The sequence below is a fragment of the Colwellia sp. BRX8-4 genome, assembly GCF_014077345.1.
Taxonomy (GTDB): Bacteria; Pseudomonadota; Gammaproteobacteria; order Enterobacterales; family Alteromonadaceae; genus Colwellia_A.
Genome location: NZ_JACGVS010000017.1, coordinates 48,219 through 65,557 on the forward strand (window position 1 = coordinate 48,219; position 17,339 = coordinate 65,557).

A 17,339-nucleotide genomic window follows, 5' to 3' on the forward strand; every position below is an offset into this window, starting at 1 on the left:
AATGTCAGCCTAGTGATTAAACACTAGGCTGAAAAATATATTGAGTATAAAAGATATAAAAGGATGAGAACGCGGATAAGTCTTAGCCACTGACATTAACTTGTTGCCTATCTTGCATGAATAATACTAACACAAAGCCAATAAATGCTGCAGATGCCGCTAGGTTATAGGCAAGTTCACTGCCTTGCCCTCCTTGCCAAACGATACCAGCAATATAAGCGCCAATCGCGCCACCTAGACCATAAACACCACCGATATAAATAGCTTGGCCACGATTTTGTTGGTCGTGATTAAAATGTTGATGGATAAATTGGATAGAAACACTATGGTACAAACCAAAACTCAGCGCATGTATGCACTGTACTAAAACAAGTACCCAAATGACATCGGCAAAACTACCCGTCATAAACCAACGTAGCGAGGTGAGTAATATACTGATGGCCAGCAAGGTTTTTAGTCGGAAGTATCGAAAGAATATACTCGCATAGATAAAAATAAGAATTTCAGCCAATACCGAGATGGTAATGAAGATACCAACCGCAAATCCCGGATAAGCCAGCTCTCGGAGGTAAAGCGCAAAAAAACCATAATAAGGACCAAAACTCATTTGTAACATCAGGCCAGCAAGAAAAAAGAATATAAATGAGCGACTGAATATTTTATCGCTGATTTTTTCGATTTGCTGCACAGGATTTTTAGTCTTTTTTGCAGGGTGGAGTTTCATGCTTGAAAGAAATAGTCCCGCCAGCACAATGACACCTAAATAAGTAAAAGCATCTGCGGAATATCGTTCAATTAAATCCCCGGCTATCACAGCCAAGAAAATAAAACCGACACTGCCCCATAAGCGTATACGCGCATAAATTTTAGCACTACGTCTAATGGAATTAAGAGTAAGCACCTCAAGCTGAGGTAAAACAGCGGTCCAGAACAAGCTAAAAATCGCTAAACAAAAAACAACAGGCCAATAACCATTTAGCCAAAAAAGTAATGAAAAACTCAATAATGCCAACAAGGCACCGCTGCGAATAATGGTTAATTGTTTACCTGATTTATCGGCAGCAAAAGCCCAAAAGGTTGGACCGATGATTTTAGTGGCTGTAATAATAGCCAAAATTTCACCTATTTCAATTGAGCTGAAGCTTTTGGCATCAAGAAAAACAGGTAGAAAAGGAATGATCAAGCCTAAGATAGCAAAATACCAAAAGTAACTCGAAGACAGTCTGACGAACTTAACTGATGTCATCACTTTTGGTATTTAATAATAAAGACGACTTAAGCTTCTATATCAGGTGTTGCACAAACGACATCAGCATTTTGTCCACGATGACGTAAAAAATGATCCATCAAGGTTAGTGCTAACATAGCTTCAGCAATAGGAACCGCACGAATACCCACACAAGGGTCGTGGCGACCTTTAGTCACTAAGTCTGTCGCTTTACCATCTAAATCAATGGTTTTACCACTAACACCAATACTTGAAGTTGGTTTCATCGCAATATTTGCAACAATACTTTGTCCTGATGAAATTCCGCCTAAAATGCCTCCACTGTGGTTACTTGCAAAACCCTCAGGCGTTAACTCATCGCGGTGCTCAGAGCCTCTTTGATTGACAACAGCAAAACCATCACCAATCTCAACACCTTTAACAGCATTTATGCCCATAAGCGCATGAGCGATATCTGCGTCCATTCGATCAAAGATAGGTTCACCTAAACCAACAGGAACGTTAGTGGCTCGCACCATAATTTTAGCGCCAATAGAATCCTTTTCACGAATAATACCACGCAATAATTCGTCTAAGGCTTCAAGTTTAGTTTCGTCAGGAAAGAAAAATGGATTGTTTTCTACAATATCCCAATCAATATTAGTTGCGCAAACATCACCTATTTGGGTAACACACCCCTGAATTTCAACATTAAATTTTTCTTTTAAGTACTTTTTAGCTACGGCGCCTGCGGCAACTCGCATAGCGGTTTCACGTGCTGACGATCTTCCGCCGCCACGATAGTCACGAATACCATATTTTTGCCAATAGGTATAATCGGCATGACCTGGACGAAAGCTTTGCGCGATATTTCCATAATCTTTTGAACGTTGATCGGTATTTTCAATTAACAGCCCAATAGGCGTTCCTGTGGTTTTGCCTTCAAAAACACCCGACATTATTTTAACCTGATCGGCTTCACGACGTGCCGTAGTATAACGAGAAGTGCCAGGACGACGACGGTCAAGATCATCTTGTAAGTCAGCTTCTGATAAGGCGAGTCCTGGCGGACAACCATCAATAATTGCACCTAAGCCTAAACCATGGCTTTCACCAAATGATGTTACGGTAAATAATTTTCCAAAGGTATTGCCTGACATGAATATATCTTCTCTCTATTATTTGAATACACGATTACGGTAAATAAGCTAAATTACTTTTGTTCAAATGCTTGCGTTAAACTGTTCTGATGGCTTGTTAACTGTTCTTTAGTCAACATAAACACACCATGACCACCATTTTTAAAGGTTAACCACGTAAAAGGCACCTGTGGATAAACATGCTCAACATGAATTTGAGAGTTACCTACTTCACAAATTAACACACCGTTCTCATTTAAATGACTCGCCGCTTGAGCAAGAATTTCACGAACAATATCTAAGCCATCGACACCCGAACCTAAGCCCATTTCAGGTTCATGCAAGTATTCTTGCGGTAATGCGTCAACGTCTTCTTGATCAACATAAGGTGGGTTGGTTACGATTAAATCATAACTTAGCCCCTCAACCCCAGAAAAAACGTCAGATTGAATTGGAATAACTTGTTCTGTTAAACCATGATTTTCAATATTAATTTGTGCAACATTTAACGCATCAATTGATAAGTCGAGCGCATCAACCTCGGATTCAGGGAACGCTACCGCACAAGCAATGGCAATACAGCCGCTTCCCGTACATAAATCAAGAATACGTTTAGGTGGATTTTCTGGTGAAAAATTTGGCGAAAAGTGTTGCTCTATTAATTCACCAATAGGGGAGCGTGGTACTAAAACCCGCTCATCAACATAAAAGGGTAAGCCAACAAACTGGGCATGATTGGTTAAATATGCAGCCGGCAGTTGTTCGACGATACGTCGTTCAATTAAGGCCAGTACCGCTGATTTTTCAGTTGATGTTAAACGACAATTAAACACTTGTTCATTTAACTCTACTGGCAAGTTTAAAGCGAACATCACTAAAGTTATAGCTTCATGCCACGCATTATTAGTACCGTGACCAAAAAAAAGCTCGGCTTGATTAAATTCACTGGTGGCAAACCGTAGATAATCACCTATGGTAAACAGTTCATCCTTAATCGGTGAAAAATCAACTTCGTTCACATTTACTCTCTTTATTTAACAAGTTTTATAAGGGGTACTATAACAATTAAATTAATTCATGGTGCAAATTTAAATGAAGATAAATTTTCAAGAACAAGACGATTGATTGACTAATAGCTGGCTATTGGGATTAAAAGCAACGCTGTTTTTGGATATTTAGAGCATTAACATTGATCATTGAGTTAATTTACTCGGTATTATAACCTTTTGCTTGTTATTGCCCACAGATGTTTTTAGAATTTGAATTGTTTTCCCTCTTAAAGTAAGAATGTAGTTTCCAAGATGAAATTTAAAGACGCATTGACACCCGATGAGAAAGATTTATTTATGCAGGCTATTGGTAAAGTAAAGCCAATTGTGCAAGATAAAATTGCGCCTATAAAAAAGCAAACCCAAAATCAATCTTTACATCTTGGAAAAAACAAAGCAGATGCGAAGAAAAAACAACATGCTGAGTTCTACTTTTCTGATGAGTTTGAACCAAATCTGAATCAGCAAGGGCCGATGAAATATGTGCGTGAAGATGTTGACAGCTTTGAGGCTAAAAATTTAAGACGCGGTCAGTACGCACCCGATTTAATTTTAGATTTACATGGTTTAGATCAGAAAACAGCCAAGTTAGAAATTGCCGCGCTAATGTTTGCTTGTAAAAAAGAACATGCGAAGTGTGTCTGTATTGTACATGGCTTAGGTTCACAGGTACTAAAGAATAAAGTCCCACATTGGCTAGTGCAACACCCTGACGTAATGGCTTTTCATCAAGCACCACTTGAGTGGGGTGGTAATGGCGCATTATTGGTTTTAGTTGAACTTAATGATCGCTTCGCTGATATTATCTAACCAGAGCGCTAAAGACTGTTGGGTGTCGTATGCGAAACTAACTGCCCTTTCGCGGTACTTATATCATAATCAATAACCGCAATAGAGGCGGTTTCAAATAACGGCGCATGTTGACCACAGGTAAACTCTTCCACTAAATAACAGACCAAAGGCATATGTGAAACAATAAGTACATTTGCCTGGGCATTATCGATGAAAGTGACATCAATATAATTATGCATTTGTTGAGCTGAGTCTTCTGGCGTTATAAATTCAAGCGTGGTTAGAGTTGTTGTTGTTGCTAAGATGTTTTTTACAATTTTTGCGGTTTGTTGAGCGCGAACATAAGGGCTAACAAAAACAGCATCAAAGTGCTCTTTTTGATGGACCAATTTCTTTGCCATCACTTCAGCTTCACGTTGACCAACGGCAGTTAATTCACGACCTTTATCAGAAGGAGCCATTGCTTGAGCTTGACCATGTCGCATTACAAATATTCGCATAAATTTTCCAAATAACATCATTTTTTCAAATCGATGGCATTCTAGCGCTTATTTCAGTCTATAGTATAGATAATTAATAGATAAATTAAGAATACAATAGACTCTAGTTGGTGCTTCAGGTAATTTAACTAGATAATTAAAATAATCTTAGAAACAAACGCTTACCTTTCCAGTGTTCGTCACAAATGAGGTTGCTGCAGTGTTTGCCGGAGCCGATATTGAAACAAAGCCCAAATGACAACAAGCAATATAAAACCTTAACATTAGCTAATGGCTTGCGTGTTCTATTAGTTCACAACGAACAAACCAATAAATCAGCTGCTGCATTGGCAGTAAATATTGGCCACTTTAGTGACCCCAGCAACCGTGAAGGTTTAGCCCATTTTCTAGAACACATGCTATTTTTAGGCACTAAGTCTTATCCAGACGGCAGTGAATATCAAAAATATATTAGTCAACATGGCGGCAGTAATAATGCATGGACAGCAACTGAGCACACCTGTTTTTTCTTTGATATCCAACATCAACATTTTACTTTCGCTTTAGATCGTTTTAGCCAATTTTTTATCAGTCCGTTACTCTCACAAGAGTTTGTTGAAAAAGAACGCCAGAATGTTGATGCTGAATTTAAACTTAAACTTAAAGACGATATTCGTCGTCTATACGATGTTCACAAAGAGACTATTAATCAAGCCCATCCTTTTTCAAAATTCTCGGTTGGTTCAATTGATACACTAGCCGACAGAAAAGAAAGCGATCTGACAACCGAAATACGTGATTTTTTTCAACAGCATTATCGTGCCAACATAATGACTCTTGTATTAGAGGGCCCACAGTCACTTGATGAGTTATCACAATTAGCAAAGAATAAATTTACCGATATAAAAGCCGCAACCTCAAGCCCCAAAATAATAGATATACCGCTTTATTTACCTGAACACCAACAAATAAAAATTAATGTAAAACCGGTAAAGAATGACAGGCAACTTATTGTTAGTTTTGCAATGCCCAGCATTGATCCCTACTACCGTAACAAACCAGAATCTATTTTGACCTATTTACTGGGTCATGAGGGTAAAGGCAGTATATTGTCTTATCTTAAAAAACAGCGTTGGGCACTTAGCTTAACCGCTGGTTCAGGAGTAAATGGTTCAAACTTTAAAGATTTCAATTTAAGTATTTCGCTTACTGAATTAGGTGAGCAGCATATTAACGAAATCATTAGCAGTATTTTTTCTTACCTAAATTTAATGAAGAGCAAACCTGTTGATGAGTTTTATTATCAAGAAAAGCAGGCAATCGCTAATTTAGCGTTCAAGCACCAAGAAAAACTAAAACCATTAGATTCTGTTTGTCAGTTAGTTATTAACATGCAGCATTACGGATCCGAAGATTATATTTACGGTGACTACATAATGGATGGTATGCAACAACAAGAAATCAATGTCTTGTTGGGCTATTTATCAGCAAGCAATATGCGCATTATTCATATTAGTGCGCAAAATGAATTTGATAAAAATAGTTTTTGGTACCAAGTCCCTTTCAGTATTGAAAAAATAACTCAACTGCAAATTAACACTTGGGAAAATGAAGCATTAACAGCTAATTTTTCTTTGCCGCTAAGTAATCCTTATATTGTCGAAGAGCCCAAAATATATCCGTGTCAACCTGTTGCTAAGCAGGGTAATAAAACCCCCAAATTAATTGAAAAAATTGATGGTTTATCTGTATGGTTTAAACAAGACAGTACTTTTATTGTCCCCAAGGGCTATATTTACATAGGTATTGATGCCCCCCTAACGATAAAAGACAGCAAACATATTGCAATGACACGGTTATTTGTTGATTTGTATAGCGATGCTGTTATTGAACAGCATTATGATGCTGAATTAGCTGGAATTCATTACCATTTATTTTCGCACCAAGGTGGTATTACTCTACAACTATCAGGGGTTAGTACTAAACAAGACAAGTTACTCGAACAGTTATTGATAAGTCTAGTCACTGAGAATTTCATTGAAGAAAAGTTTGAGTTATTTAAAAAACAATTAATTAACCACTGGCATAACGCGCAAACCAGTAAATCTATTTCGCAATTATTTTCGATTCTTAGCTCAACAATGCAACCTAAAAACCCAACAAGTAGTTCACTCGCTAACGCGCTAGAAAATACTTCTTTCGAAGAGTTTATCGCCTTTAGAAAACACTTGTTTGATGAGATAACTATTGAGGCGTTAATGCATGGCAACTGGTTACCTGAACATGCATTGAAATTTAGTGAACAATTAAAAGCAGCATTTAGTCATCATTATTCAGATAAGTATGCCGTTAATGTACCTGTTCTTGATATTGAAGACCAAGGTGACATTCACCTTCCTTTGCATTTACCAGAACATGATCATGCTGCCGTGGTGTATTACCCGTTCGTAGGAAAAGATTTAACAACAATAGCGATAACGATGATCGCCAGCCAAATATTGTCACCACTATTTTTTCAAGAAATGCGCACTGAAAAACAATTTGGCTATCTGGTAGGGGTTGGCTTCATTCCTATTAATCGTTATCCAGGTATCGCTTTCTATATACAGTCACCGCACGTTGACGCTATTGTTTTAGTAAAAGAAATAAACGAGTTTATTAATAGAGCACAGGACAATTTAACACTGTTATCTGAGCAAGATTGGCAACATATTCAACAAGGTTTGGCGAGTCAATTACAAGAAAAAGACTCAAGTTTACGAATAAAGAGCCAACGATTTTGGGCCGCTATTTGTAATAAAGAAACTAATTTCGATGAGAAACAACAATTGATCAACGTTATTTTATCATTGACGATTGATGATATTAGTCGCTTCTTTACTCAACAACTTTTATTTAACAACAATACCGACAGGATAACCTTAGCAAGTTACCAAGAAAACATTGCAGAAAATGATGAGAAAACATTGCAGCACAATGAAAGTATTGAAAAAAAATTAAAAAATTGTCAAAGAAAATACTAAACCTGCCGATAAAATATTAGGGCTAATGATATTAACTTATCTGAGTATCTAATTCATATAAGGGTAAATAAGTTGACTTAGCTCTAGCCATGATTTTTAATGTGGCTTGATGCAATATAAATAACAAAAATAATAAAATTGCTTGCTTAATTTATACCGTTCAAACGGTCAAATAATTCATTATAAATATTTTTCTTCTATTTTATATTATGAGTGGTGTAAATAAGCCTAATTGAAGCTTCTATCCAAGGTTGTATTTGTGCTTAATTTTTTTCCAAAGACTTATCCGGTAAAATTACAAAACTTTTGCCAAGCTTTCTGTTTATTGATTTTGACAATGGCATTTACCATTAATGTCGCAACTGCTGATGAAACAACTACTGAAAGTCTTATTTCGGCAAATACTTCCTTATCAAACCAAGCAGCCTTAAAGTTTAAACGTTTACTATCTGCAGACGGGTTAAGTCAAAATAACGTTTTTGATATTACCCAGGACCATGATGGTTTTATTTGGATAGCGACCGAAGTTGGTCTCAATAGATATGATGGAAGTAACTTCGTCCATTATAAAAACAACCCGGCAGATAAAAGTTCAATTGCGAATAATTTTATTCGTAAAGTTTTTGTTGATAATCAAGGTACTCTTTGGGTTGGTACTAAAAAAGGCTTAGGTAAATTTAATGCAGAGCTAGATAACTTCGAAAACTATTATCATCAATTAGGAAATAGTGATTCCTTAAAAGATAATATGATTTGGGATATCTATCAAGACAAAACAGATAATATTTGGGTATCAACCACCAGTGGCATCCAAAAATATAATCCCGCTAATAATAATTTCACACGCATTAAAATACATGGCCTTGAAAATGAAATAAAACAAATATATACCATATTTCAAGATTCTAATAATAATTTTTGGTTTGGTAGCTACGATAAAGGCATTTATGTAACCAACAAAGATCTTAATTATTCATCATCACTGCAGGAAAAAAATAATAAATGGAAGATCACAATTCCTGCTAAATCACTATTCGATATAAAAGAAATTAATGGTGAATATTGGTTAGCTACAGAATTAGGTATTTATGTATTAGATCAAAATTATAACCTGAATAATCAGTACAACCAGGGTCATCTAACAAATAAGCTTATTTCTAATACTATACGCAGTATAACTCAAGCCGATGAATCGACCATATGGGTTGGAACAACAGATGGTTTAAATATTATAAATTTAAAAACTAATTTAATTGATGCATATACTAGTGATTCAAAGATAAAAAGTTTATCAGAAGATTGGATAAACTCGATATATAGCGATAAATTTGGCAACATATGGTTAGGCACTTATGGAAAAGGGCTCAATTTATTCTTAAAAGACAGCTTGAAGTTTTCTCATTATTTATCAGGCACATACAGCTCACCCATAGGTTCATTTTCCGAAACAACAGATGGTAAAATTTGGTTGTCTTCTGAGGAGTTAGGACTGAATTACATAAATAATTATGGAGAAGTCATAACAAAAGACATCCTTAAAAATGAAAATATCTATCAACTCATTGCTGATAACAACAACAACTTATGGTTAACTACTCTATCAAATAAATTATTTGTTTTTTATCAAGATACAAATACGCTAACTGAAATAAAACCCTGGCAAAAAGAATCTTTATACGACTCAAACTATACACTTAATTTACTCAATAATAGTATTTGGTTTGTCGATACAAATGGACAATTAGTAAATTATCAATTAGATAATCAAAATTTTAATCGCTTTATTATAAAAGATAATAACCTTAATAAAATAAAATCAATACATATTGATAGTAATAATACTTTATGGACCTTTTCATCGAATAATCAATTGATCAGTTTAAAAATAACATCTAGTGGCATTGTTGAAAACAGCATTACTTATCATGATTTATTAAATATTGATTACTTAGCTATGGTTGATGTTATGAACATAAAATCATACAACGCATGGGTTTGGCTGACTTCCGAGCAAGGATTGTTACTTTACAATAAAGAAACAAAAGAGACAGAATACTTCAATGAAAGTTCTGGTCTTTTAAATAATTCCATAGCTTCAATTGAAATTGATGAAAAAGAAAATGCTTGGTTATCTAGCGATGGAGCCATCAGTGTGATATCCCCTGAAACAAAAAAAATAAATAACTTTAGCCAGGATTTACATTTATCTGATAACGAATTTGTTTTTAATTCCTCATTAAAGGCTGGAGATGACAAAGTTTATTTTGGCGGTATTAATGGTTTCCACCAAATATCACCATCAAAAATAATGAATATAGAGCAACAAATAAATCCTCCAGTATTTATAGATTTACTCATTGCTAATAAAAAAATAAATGTAAAAAAATCAGCTCAAAAAAGTAACAAAAATAAAGAGTTTACACTTAATAGTGACATTAATCATTTAGAAGTGCTGACCCTCAAGCATGAACAATCTCCTTTTAGCATTGAATTTACATCCCCAAATTCAAAACTTCCTAATCAACTTTCCTACCGGTATCGCTTAATAGGGCTAGAAAAAGAATGGATACACACAGGTAAAAACAAGCATTTTGCTACTTACACCAACTTAAGTGCCGGTGATTATATATTTGAAGTTGAAGTGTATGATTTATTAGGTGCTGTTCCAAATAAGAAGAGCAATTTAAACATTCATATATTAGCACCTTGGTGGCTTTCTAAAACTGCAATTATAGCTTATACGCTACTCTGCTTTTTATTGATTGGCTATGTTATTCAGCAAATGCGACATAAACGCTTATTTCACTTACAGATTCAAAAAAGTGAAGAACGTTTAAAACTTTCTCTATGGGGAAGTGGCGATGAAATGTGGGATTGGAATATAATCACTGGCAAGATATATCGCTCAAATATTTGGGGTATTTTAGAGTTTCCACAAGATGGTAAGCGTAACGTCGGCTCAGACAAAACAAATATTAACGAACATGATATCGCGCGAGTTCGTGATGCAATAAACGACCATTTCGATAACGATACCGACCATTTTGAAGCGACCTATCGTGTTAAAAATAAAGATGATAAATGGATATGGGTACTTGATCGCGGAAAAATAGTCGAACGCGATGAAAAAGGCACCCCAACCCGTATGACAGGTACTTTAAAAGATATAAGCCGAATAAAAAAAGCTGACGAACGTTTAAAATTATTTGCCAAGTGTATTGAGAATATTTCTGATGCGGTTGTTATATACGATCGTGCTTTTAATATTGTTGATGTCAATAAATCTTACCAACGTATTACCCAAAAAACGCGTAAAGAAATGCTTGGTATAACCTTAGAGTTTGCCCAATATCCAAAAAGTTTCACCAAAGATGTAAAAAAGCACTTAATAACCAAAGGCAGTTGGCACGATGAAATCGAAAGTAAACGTGATAATGGCGAAGAGTATTTAACCGACCTTAATATCGATGTGATACTTGATGAGAATAAAAGTATTTCTCATTTTGTTGGTGTGTTTTCTGATATAACTAAACGCAAAGAAACCGAAGCTGAACTGCGTAAATTGGCCAATAGCGATACCTTAACGGGCCTGCCTAATCGTTCATATTTTCAAGCTAATCAAACTCTGCTAGTTAATAAAAAAGCCCCTCATGCTCTACTGGTTTTTGATTTAGATAATTTTAAAAAGATTAATGACTCTATGGGACACGAAGTAGGAGACGTACTTCTATGTCAGGTCGCAAAAAGAATGCAAGCTGTTGGCAGAAAGCAAGATACGGTTTATCGCTTAGGTGGTGACGAATTTAGTATTATTATTGAAAACACCAACGATATTCATACGATCACCAGTATTGCTAAAGATGTGCTAACGACCATTGCCCAGCCGCTGAAACTGAGAAATCAAGAAGTAGTTCTTTTTAGTAGCTTAGGTATTGTACTTTATCCTGAAGATGGTATATCACCGCAAGAGCTACTGAAAAACGCAGATACAGCCATGTATCATGCTAAAAACAATGGTGGTAATAAGTATCAGTTCTTTAGTGATTCGATGAATAAGGCAGCAGTTAAGCGCTTACAAGTTGAAAGCTTAATACGCCATGGTTTAAAAGAAGATTCTTTCTCAGTCTTCTATCAACCTAAGATTGAAATTTCTACCGGTAAAGTGGCCGGTATGGAAGCCTTAGTGCGTTTCGAAACCCCTAAAAAAGGCATCATTAGCCCAATAACTTTTATCCCTATTTCGGAAGAAACAGGCCAAATAATTGACATTGGCGAAGTGGTTTTAAGAAAGTCATGTTTTGCAACTAAAAAATGGGTTGATGCCGGGCTATTTAGTGGTCGGGTAGCGGTCAATTTATCAGCGGTGCAATTTACCCAGCCTAATTTGGTTGGCATGATTGCTGACATTCTCAAAGAAAGTCAATTACCGGCTAAGTACCTTGAATTAGAAATAACGGAAGGTACTGTTATGGACTCTCCCCAAAAAGCTATTGATATTATGTTGCAAATTCGAGCTATGGGTATTCACTTATCGTTAGATGATTTTGGCACGGGCTACTCATCACTCGCTTATTTAAAGAAGTTTCCGCTTAATACCTTAAAAATAGATAAAGCTTTTGTTGATGATATTGAAGAGTCAGAGCAGGGTCGTAATATGGTTGCCACTATAGTGACTATTGCACATAACTTAGGTATGCAAGTAGTCGCTGAAGGGGTTGAAACTAATCAACAGCTAAGTTTTCTTTCTGGATTACGCTGTGAGCAACTGCAAGGTTATTTATACAGTAAACCTTTACCGGAAGGAGACTTTCAAAAGTACTTACTTTCTTATCAAATCACCACAGCATCGACCAACTTTGGGAAAACGTCATTTTAATGTCATTTAGCATTATAAAATTCTAACGAATTACTTTAGTCTCTGACAAGTTTTTGACATACGAAAATTCCTCTAAAAAACCTCCACGAAAGCCTTATTTAACAAGGCTTTTGATTTCTGGCATAATACGTGCTTTAGCATAGATGAAATTAATAATAAAAAATTAAGGAAATTTTAATGCTTAGCTCACTTATTTTATCTTTGGCAATGTCTGCTTCGCCAGCACCTGTTATAAAGTCTGATTCATTAATGATAGATGAAATTGGTCGTTTACGTGGTTCTGTAAAAGTAAATGAACAAAAGTTAGATGTAGATACAATCGGTCGCTTACGTGGCTCTATAAAAGTAAATGATCAAAAGTTAGATATAAACACAATCGGTCGTTTACGTGGATCTGTGAAAGTAAATGAACAAAAGTTAGATGTAGATACAATCGGTCGCTTACGTGGCTCTGTGAAAGTAAATGAACAAAAGTTAGATGTAGATACAATCGGTCGCTTACGTGGCTCTATAAAAGTCTAGGAGTCCAAGATGATCAACTTATTTAAAGCTCTATTTGTAACAACTAAAGCAAACCCTATTGCTGCTAGCATTGAAATTAAAGAAATGCCAGCCAGTAAGTGGTGGAAGTAATAATCATTGAGCCACTATTATCAATGGTTAGTTTGAAGAAAGACACTGTTTGCTACAAGGAATGTAGCTGTCTTATTTTATCTAGAGTGATAAAGAAAAATTAATTTTAAAAACTTCTAAGCTTTTAAAATTAGTGTATTAAAGCCAAACATCTTATTCATTTTCATCCGTTTCTTCATACAGAACATTGGCCAAATAAAAGGCCCAAAAACTAATCCTGCACATGCCCAGCGCTTCAAACCTAAACCACTACGTAATGCCTGGCAGTAAAAGAACATCGAACAAACAACACTGACAACCGCTAAAAATAACAACATAATATTTACCGCTAAACTGACTAAAAGAATGGCTAAAACTTTATAGGCGAAATATAACTAATTTAGAGTATTTATTCAACTTATTTTAAAGGGTAAAAAGCATAAAAAAAAGAGGCATTAAATTGCCTCTTTTTCGTTAAATTGCCACCGAGGTGGCATAACATTGCCTGTTACTAATAATATTTATTACCTGTTTCAGCCATGGTAATTAATGCCTGGCAAGGCTTGAAGCGTTCGCCTAGTTCACTACTCCACAGGTTCAACTTATTAACAATCACCTCTGCACCTAACGTATCGATATAATGGAATGGTCCACCTAAAAATGGTGGGAATCCGATACCAAAGATAGCGCCGATATCACCGTCTCTAGCATTACGAATAATACCTTCATCTAAACACCTAGCAGCCTCATTCAACATCATAAAAACACAACGCTGGACAAGTTCATCATTTGTTTTTTGATCTTTAATGATGATATTTAATAATGGATAGACAGATTCATCAACAAGTTTTTTGGTGACTTTTTTGCCGTTTTTATCTTTATAGAGGTAAAAACCTTTCTGCACTTTTTTACCTAAACGTTTATCGGCAATAAGTTTATTAAATGCTTCTGGTGCAGCAAATCGATCGCCTAATTCAGCTTGTAAAATAGGACCAATTTTAGCACCTATATCAATACCGACTTCATCTAGTAATTGTATGGGTCCAACAGGGAAGCCAAACTTAACCAGTGCTTTATCTAACTTACCAATCGATTCGCCTTCAAGTAATAATAAGGCGGCTTCATTCATGTAAGGCGCTAAGATACGATTAACATAGAAACCCGCTTTGTCTTTAACAACTATCGGCGTTTTGCCTTGTTTTTTAGCAAAAGCAACTGTCGTTGAAATAGTTTGATCAGAGGTTTTTGAATGTGCAATAATTTCGGCTAACGGCATTTTATCTACCGGAGAAAAATAATGCAGTCCAATGACATTTTCAGGGCGCAAAGCTTTTGCGGCTATTTGTCCGATAGGTAAACTTGAGGTATTACTCGCAAAAATAGTGTCTTCAGCACAAATACTTTCCATGTCATCAACCATTTTTTGCTTTAATGACAAGTCTTCAAAAACAGCTTCTATAACCATATCAACGTTTTTAAAACCGCTATAATCAACACAACCCGTAATTTTAGCCAATTGCTTTTGCATTTCACTTTTCAACATAAAGCGACGTTTAACTTTTTTGTTGAGTATGTCATAACCATATTTCATCGCATGGCTGATACCTTGCGGCGCAATATCTTTAATACGTACATCAACATTCGCTTTAGTTGCACTAACAAAAGCAATACCACCGCCCATTAAGCCGCCACCTAAAACACCAATTTGGCTAATCGGCTTAGCATTAACACCTTCGATGCCCTGCTCTTTTTTCATGTCGGTAGTAGCAAAAAAGATTTGTCTTAATTGAGCTGATTCTGGTGACATAACAAGTTCACCAAAATGATCGGCTTCAGTTTGGTAACCACTGACCGATGATTTTTCGATACCACTGCGTACACTATCAATAATTTTGAGGGGTGAAGGATAATTGCCTTTGGTTTTAGCCAATACAGATTTAGTCGCCTGATTGAAAATTATTTTACGGCCAACCGCATTACCTTCAAGTGCCTTATCTAAAACACTGATTTTGCGTTGACTCTTTTTAATCTTACTCGCTTTACCTTGTGCCGCTAGCACTAAGTTTTCAGCAGCAGAAATTAAAATGCTGTTTGGCACAACATCAACAACCAAGCCCATCTTCAAGGCTTGTTTCGCGCGTAATTGTTTACCTGTTAGCATCATATCTAATGCTTTTTGAATACCAACCAATTTTGGTAAACGCTGCGTACCACCGCTCCCCGGTAATAGGCCTAACTGTACTTCAGGTAATCCCAAGGCTGTTTTGCCATTATCACTACAAATACGAGCATGACACGCCATAGCAAGTTCAAGTCCGCCACCTAGACAAGCACCATTAATAGCAGCAACAACAGGAATTGAGAGGTTTTCAATTTGATCAAAAATTATTTGCCCATTGCGAGAAAGAGCCGTTGCTTCACTCGCACTTTGACAGCTCGCCAGCATATTAATATCTGCGCCAGCAACAAAAGAATCTTTTTTGCCACTGATTAAGACAACACCTTTAATCGTATTGTCATTACGTATTTCTTTTAATACCGTATCAATTTCTTCAGAAAACTCAGCTTTCAAGGTATTCATGGATTCGCCAATCACGTCCATCACTAAATGAGCAATACCATTTTCTTGGCGAATTAATGTAAACGTACTCATATTGTTACTCTCTTGTTTAAGCGCTTCATCGTTTGCTTGAGTGTTATTAGGTACAGTCATTAGTCAGTCTCCACTATCATTGCAGCGCCTAAACCACCAGCGGCACATGCGGTAGTTAAACCGGTACCTCCACCTCGACGATTTAACTCATTAAGGGTTTGTACAATTAAACGCGTACCTGTTGCAGCAAAAGGATGACCATAAGCTAACGAACCACCCATCACGTTAAATTTAGCCATATCAATATCGCCAATCGCTTTATCTTGACCTAATTGCTCACGGGCAAATTTTGTGCTGGCAAACATTTTCATATTAGCAAGCGCTTGTGCTGCAAAAGCTTCATGCATTTCAATTAAATCTAAATCTTTTAATTCCATACCTGCACGCTTAAGTGCTAATGGCGTCGCATAACTTGGCCCCATAAGCATATCTTGCCAAACATCAATGGCAGCAAAAGCATAACTTTTGATATAACCAAGCGGTTTATAACCTAATTCTTTTGCGCGCCCTTCACGCATTAAAATAATGGCAGAGGCACCATCTGTTAATGGTGTACTTGTTGCTGCAGTCACTGTGCCGTGTTTTCTATCAAAACAAGGACGTAATTTTTTATAACTGGCAAGTTCTGAGTTCTCACGAATACAGTTATCTTTTTCAATAAAACTTTTATAAGGTTCACTGTAGGCGGTCATCACCTCACCGGCTAACTTACCTTCTTGCCAACTTTTTGTGGCTAAAGTATGCGAACGATGTGCTAATTCATCTTGAGCTTCACGAGAGATATTATGGGTTTTTGCCATCTGCTCTGCAGTCTGCCCCATCGATATACCCGTAGAGTATTCAGCAACAGCTGGTGGAACAGGCATAATATCTTTTAGGCCCAACTGACGAATAAGTGATATTTTTTGCCCCAAGCTTCTCGCTTTACTTAAATCAAGTAAGATACGTGCAAACTTTTTTGACACACCAATAGGCGCAACTGATGAAGAATCAGCACCACCAGCAATACCCACATCAACATAACCTGCCATAATAGCTTCGGTTACATTAACCGTTGATTGGAAGCTTGTTGCACAAGCCCTTGAGACACTATAGGCGTCTGTATTTACATTCATGCCAGTACCCAAAACAATTTCGCGGGCAATGTTTGGCGCTTCAGGCATTTGTACCACTTGGCCAAAAACTAATTGATCGATAATAGTAGGGTCAATATCATGCTTTTTTAGCAATTCATTAACGACAATTTTTCCTAAATCTACTGCTGGTACACCATGAAAAGCAGTGGCTTGTTTTGCAAAAGGTGTTCGCAACCCAGCCACTACAGCGATGCGTTCTCCGTTTCGAGTCGTTAAATTCATTTTTGTCATGTTTTACCCTTCTATCGTAATATCTAATTTTATCGTCTTCAAACCAAGAGGTCTGACCACTTGTTGATTGCTTTATTCTAACCTCAAATGAAATAAATACAACTCCCAGCTAAAACGTGAGCTATTCATTCGAAAATAAATT

At 36.3% G+C, this 17,339-nt stretch carries 11 protein-coding genes; 4 read left to right on the forward strand and 7 right to left on the reverse strand.

The features are described from left to right. Positions 1-82: 82 nt before the first annotated feature. From H4J56_RS14335 to prmB, 3 genes are read right to left on the reverse strand one after another with little or no spacing between them, the layout of a single operon-like run. A complete protein-coding gene (locus tag H4J56_RS14335) occupies positions 83-1,246 on the reverse strand; it encodes an MFS transporter (RefSeq protein WP_182242958.1) in 1,164 nt (387 codons plus the stop codon). Positions 1,247-1,275: 29 nt separating this feature from the next. Beyond that, complete coding sequence (gene aroC / locus H4J56_RS14340) at positions 1,276-2,367, reverse strand: chorismate synthase (RefSeq protein ID WP_182242956.1); 1,092 nt, start codon at positions 2,365-2,367, stop codon at positions 1,276-1,278. Positions 2,368-2,420: 53 nt separating this feature from the next. Next, positions 2,421-3,365, reverse strand: coding sequence for a 50S ribosomal protein L3 N(5)-glutamine methyltransferase (gene prmB / locus H4J56_RS14345; RefSeq protein WP_182215039.1), 945 nt, complete (start codon positions 3,363-3,365; stop codon positions 2,421-2,423). A 282-nt stretch (positions 3,366-3,647) separates the two neighbouring features. On the opposite strand from prmB, the gene smrB reads away from it, so the two are divergent. Continuing rightward, positions 3,648-4,205, forward strand: coding sequence for an endonuclease SmrB (gene smrB, locus H4J56_RS14350; RefSeq protein WP_182259515.1), 558 nt, complete (start codon positions 3,648-3,650; stop codon positions 4,203-4,205). Between the two features lie 8 nt (positions 4,206-4,213). Here the strand turns inward: smrB and sixA are convergent, their stop codons facing one another. Then, a complete protein-coding gene (sixA, locus tag H4J56_RS14355; RefSeq protein WP_182259516.1) occupies positions 4,214-4,687 on the reverse strand; it encodes a phosphohistidine phosphatase SixA in 474 nt (157 codons plus the stop codon). 218 nt (positions 4,688-4,905) lie between these two features. Here sixA and H4J56_RS14360 point away from each other — a divergent pair, with 218 nt between their 5' ends. The 3 genes from H4J56_RS14360 (at position 4,906) to H4J56_RS14370 (ending at position 13,087) form a co-directional block, all read left to right on the forward strand. Then, entirely contained in the window at positions 4,906-7,689 is a 2,784-nt protein-coding gene (locus H4J56_RS14360; protein ID WP_182259517.1) for an insulinase family protein, read from the forward strand. Between the two features lie 259 nt (positions 7,690-7,948). Then, the gene (locus H4J56_RS14365) at positions 7,949-12,565 is read left to right on the forward strand and encodes an EAL domain-containing protein (RefSeq protein ID WP_182230450.1); all 4,617 of its coding nucleotides are present in this window, start codon (positions 7,949-7,951) and stop codon (positions 12,563-12,565) included. A gap of 177 nt (positions 12,566-12,742) precedes the next feature. Beyond that, positions 12,743-13,087, forward strand: coding sequence for a polymer-forming cytoskeletal protein (locus H4J56_RS14370; protein ID WP_182244692.1), 345 nt, complete (start codon positions 12,743-12,745; stop codon positions 13,085-13,087). Positions 13,088-13,314: 227 nt separating this feature from the next. Here the strand turns inward: H4J56_RS14370 and H4J56_RS14375 are convergent, their stop codons facing one another. The 3 genes from H4J56_RS14375 to fadI form a co-directional block, all read right to left on the reverse strand. Continuing rightward, the gene (locus tag H4J56_RS14375) at positions 13,315-13,515 is read right to left on the reverse strand and encodes a hypothetical protein (protein ID WP_182215051.1); all 201 of its coding nucleotides are present in this window, start codon (positions 13,513-13,515) and stop codon (positions 13,315-13,317) included. Between the two features lie 173 nt (positions 13,516-13,688). After that, on the reverse strand, positions 13,689-15,830 hold the full coding sequence (fadJ, locus tag H4J56_RS14380) for a fatty acid oxidation complex subunit alpha FadJ (protein WP_182259524.1): 2,142 nt from the start codon (positions 15,828-15,830) through the stop codon (positions 13,689-13,691). A 59-nt stretch (positions 15,831-15,889) separates the two neighbouring features. Continuing rightward, positions 15,890-17,197 carry an acetyl-CoA C-acyltransferase FadI gene (gene fadI / locus H4J56_RS14385; RefSeq protein WP_070376076.1) on the reverse strand — a complete coding sequence of 436 codons (1,308 nt, stop codon included), beginning with the start codon at positions 17,195-17,197 and terminating at the stop codon, positions 15,890-15,892. Positions 17,198-17,339 lie beyond the last annotated feature (142 nt).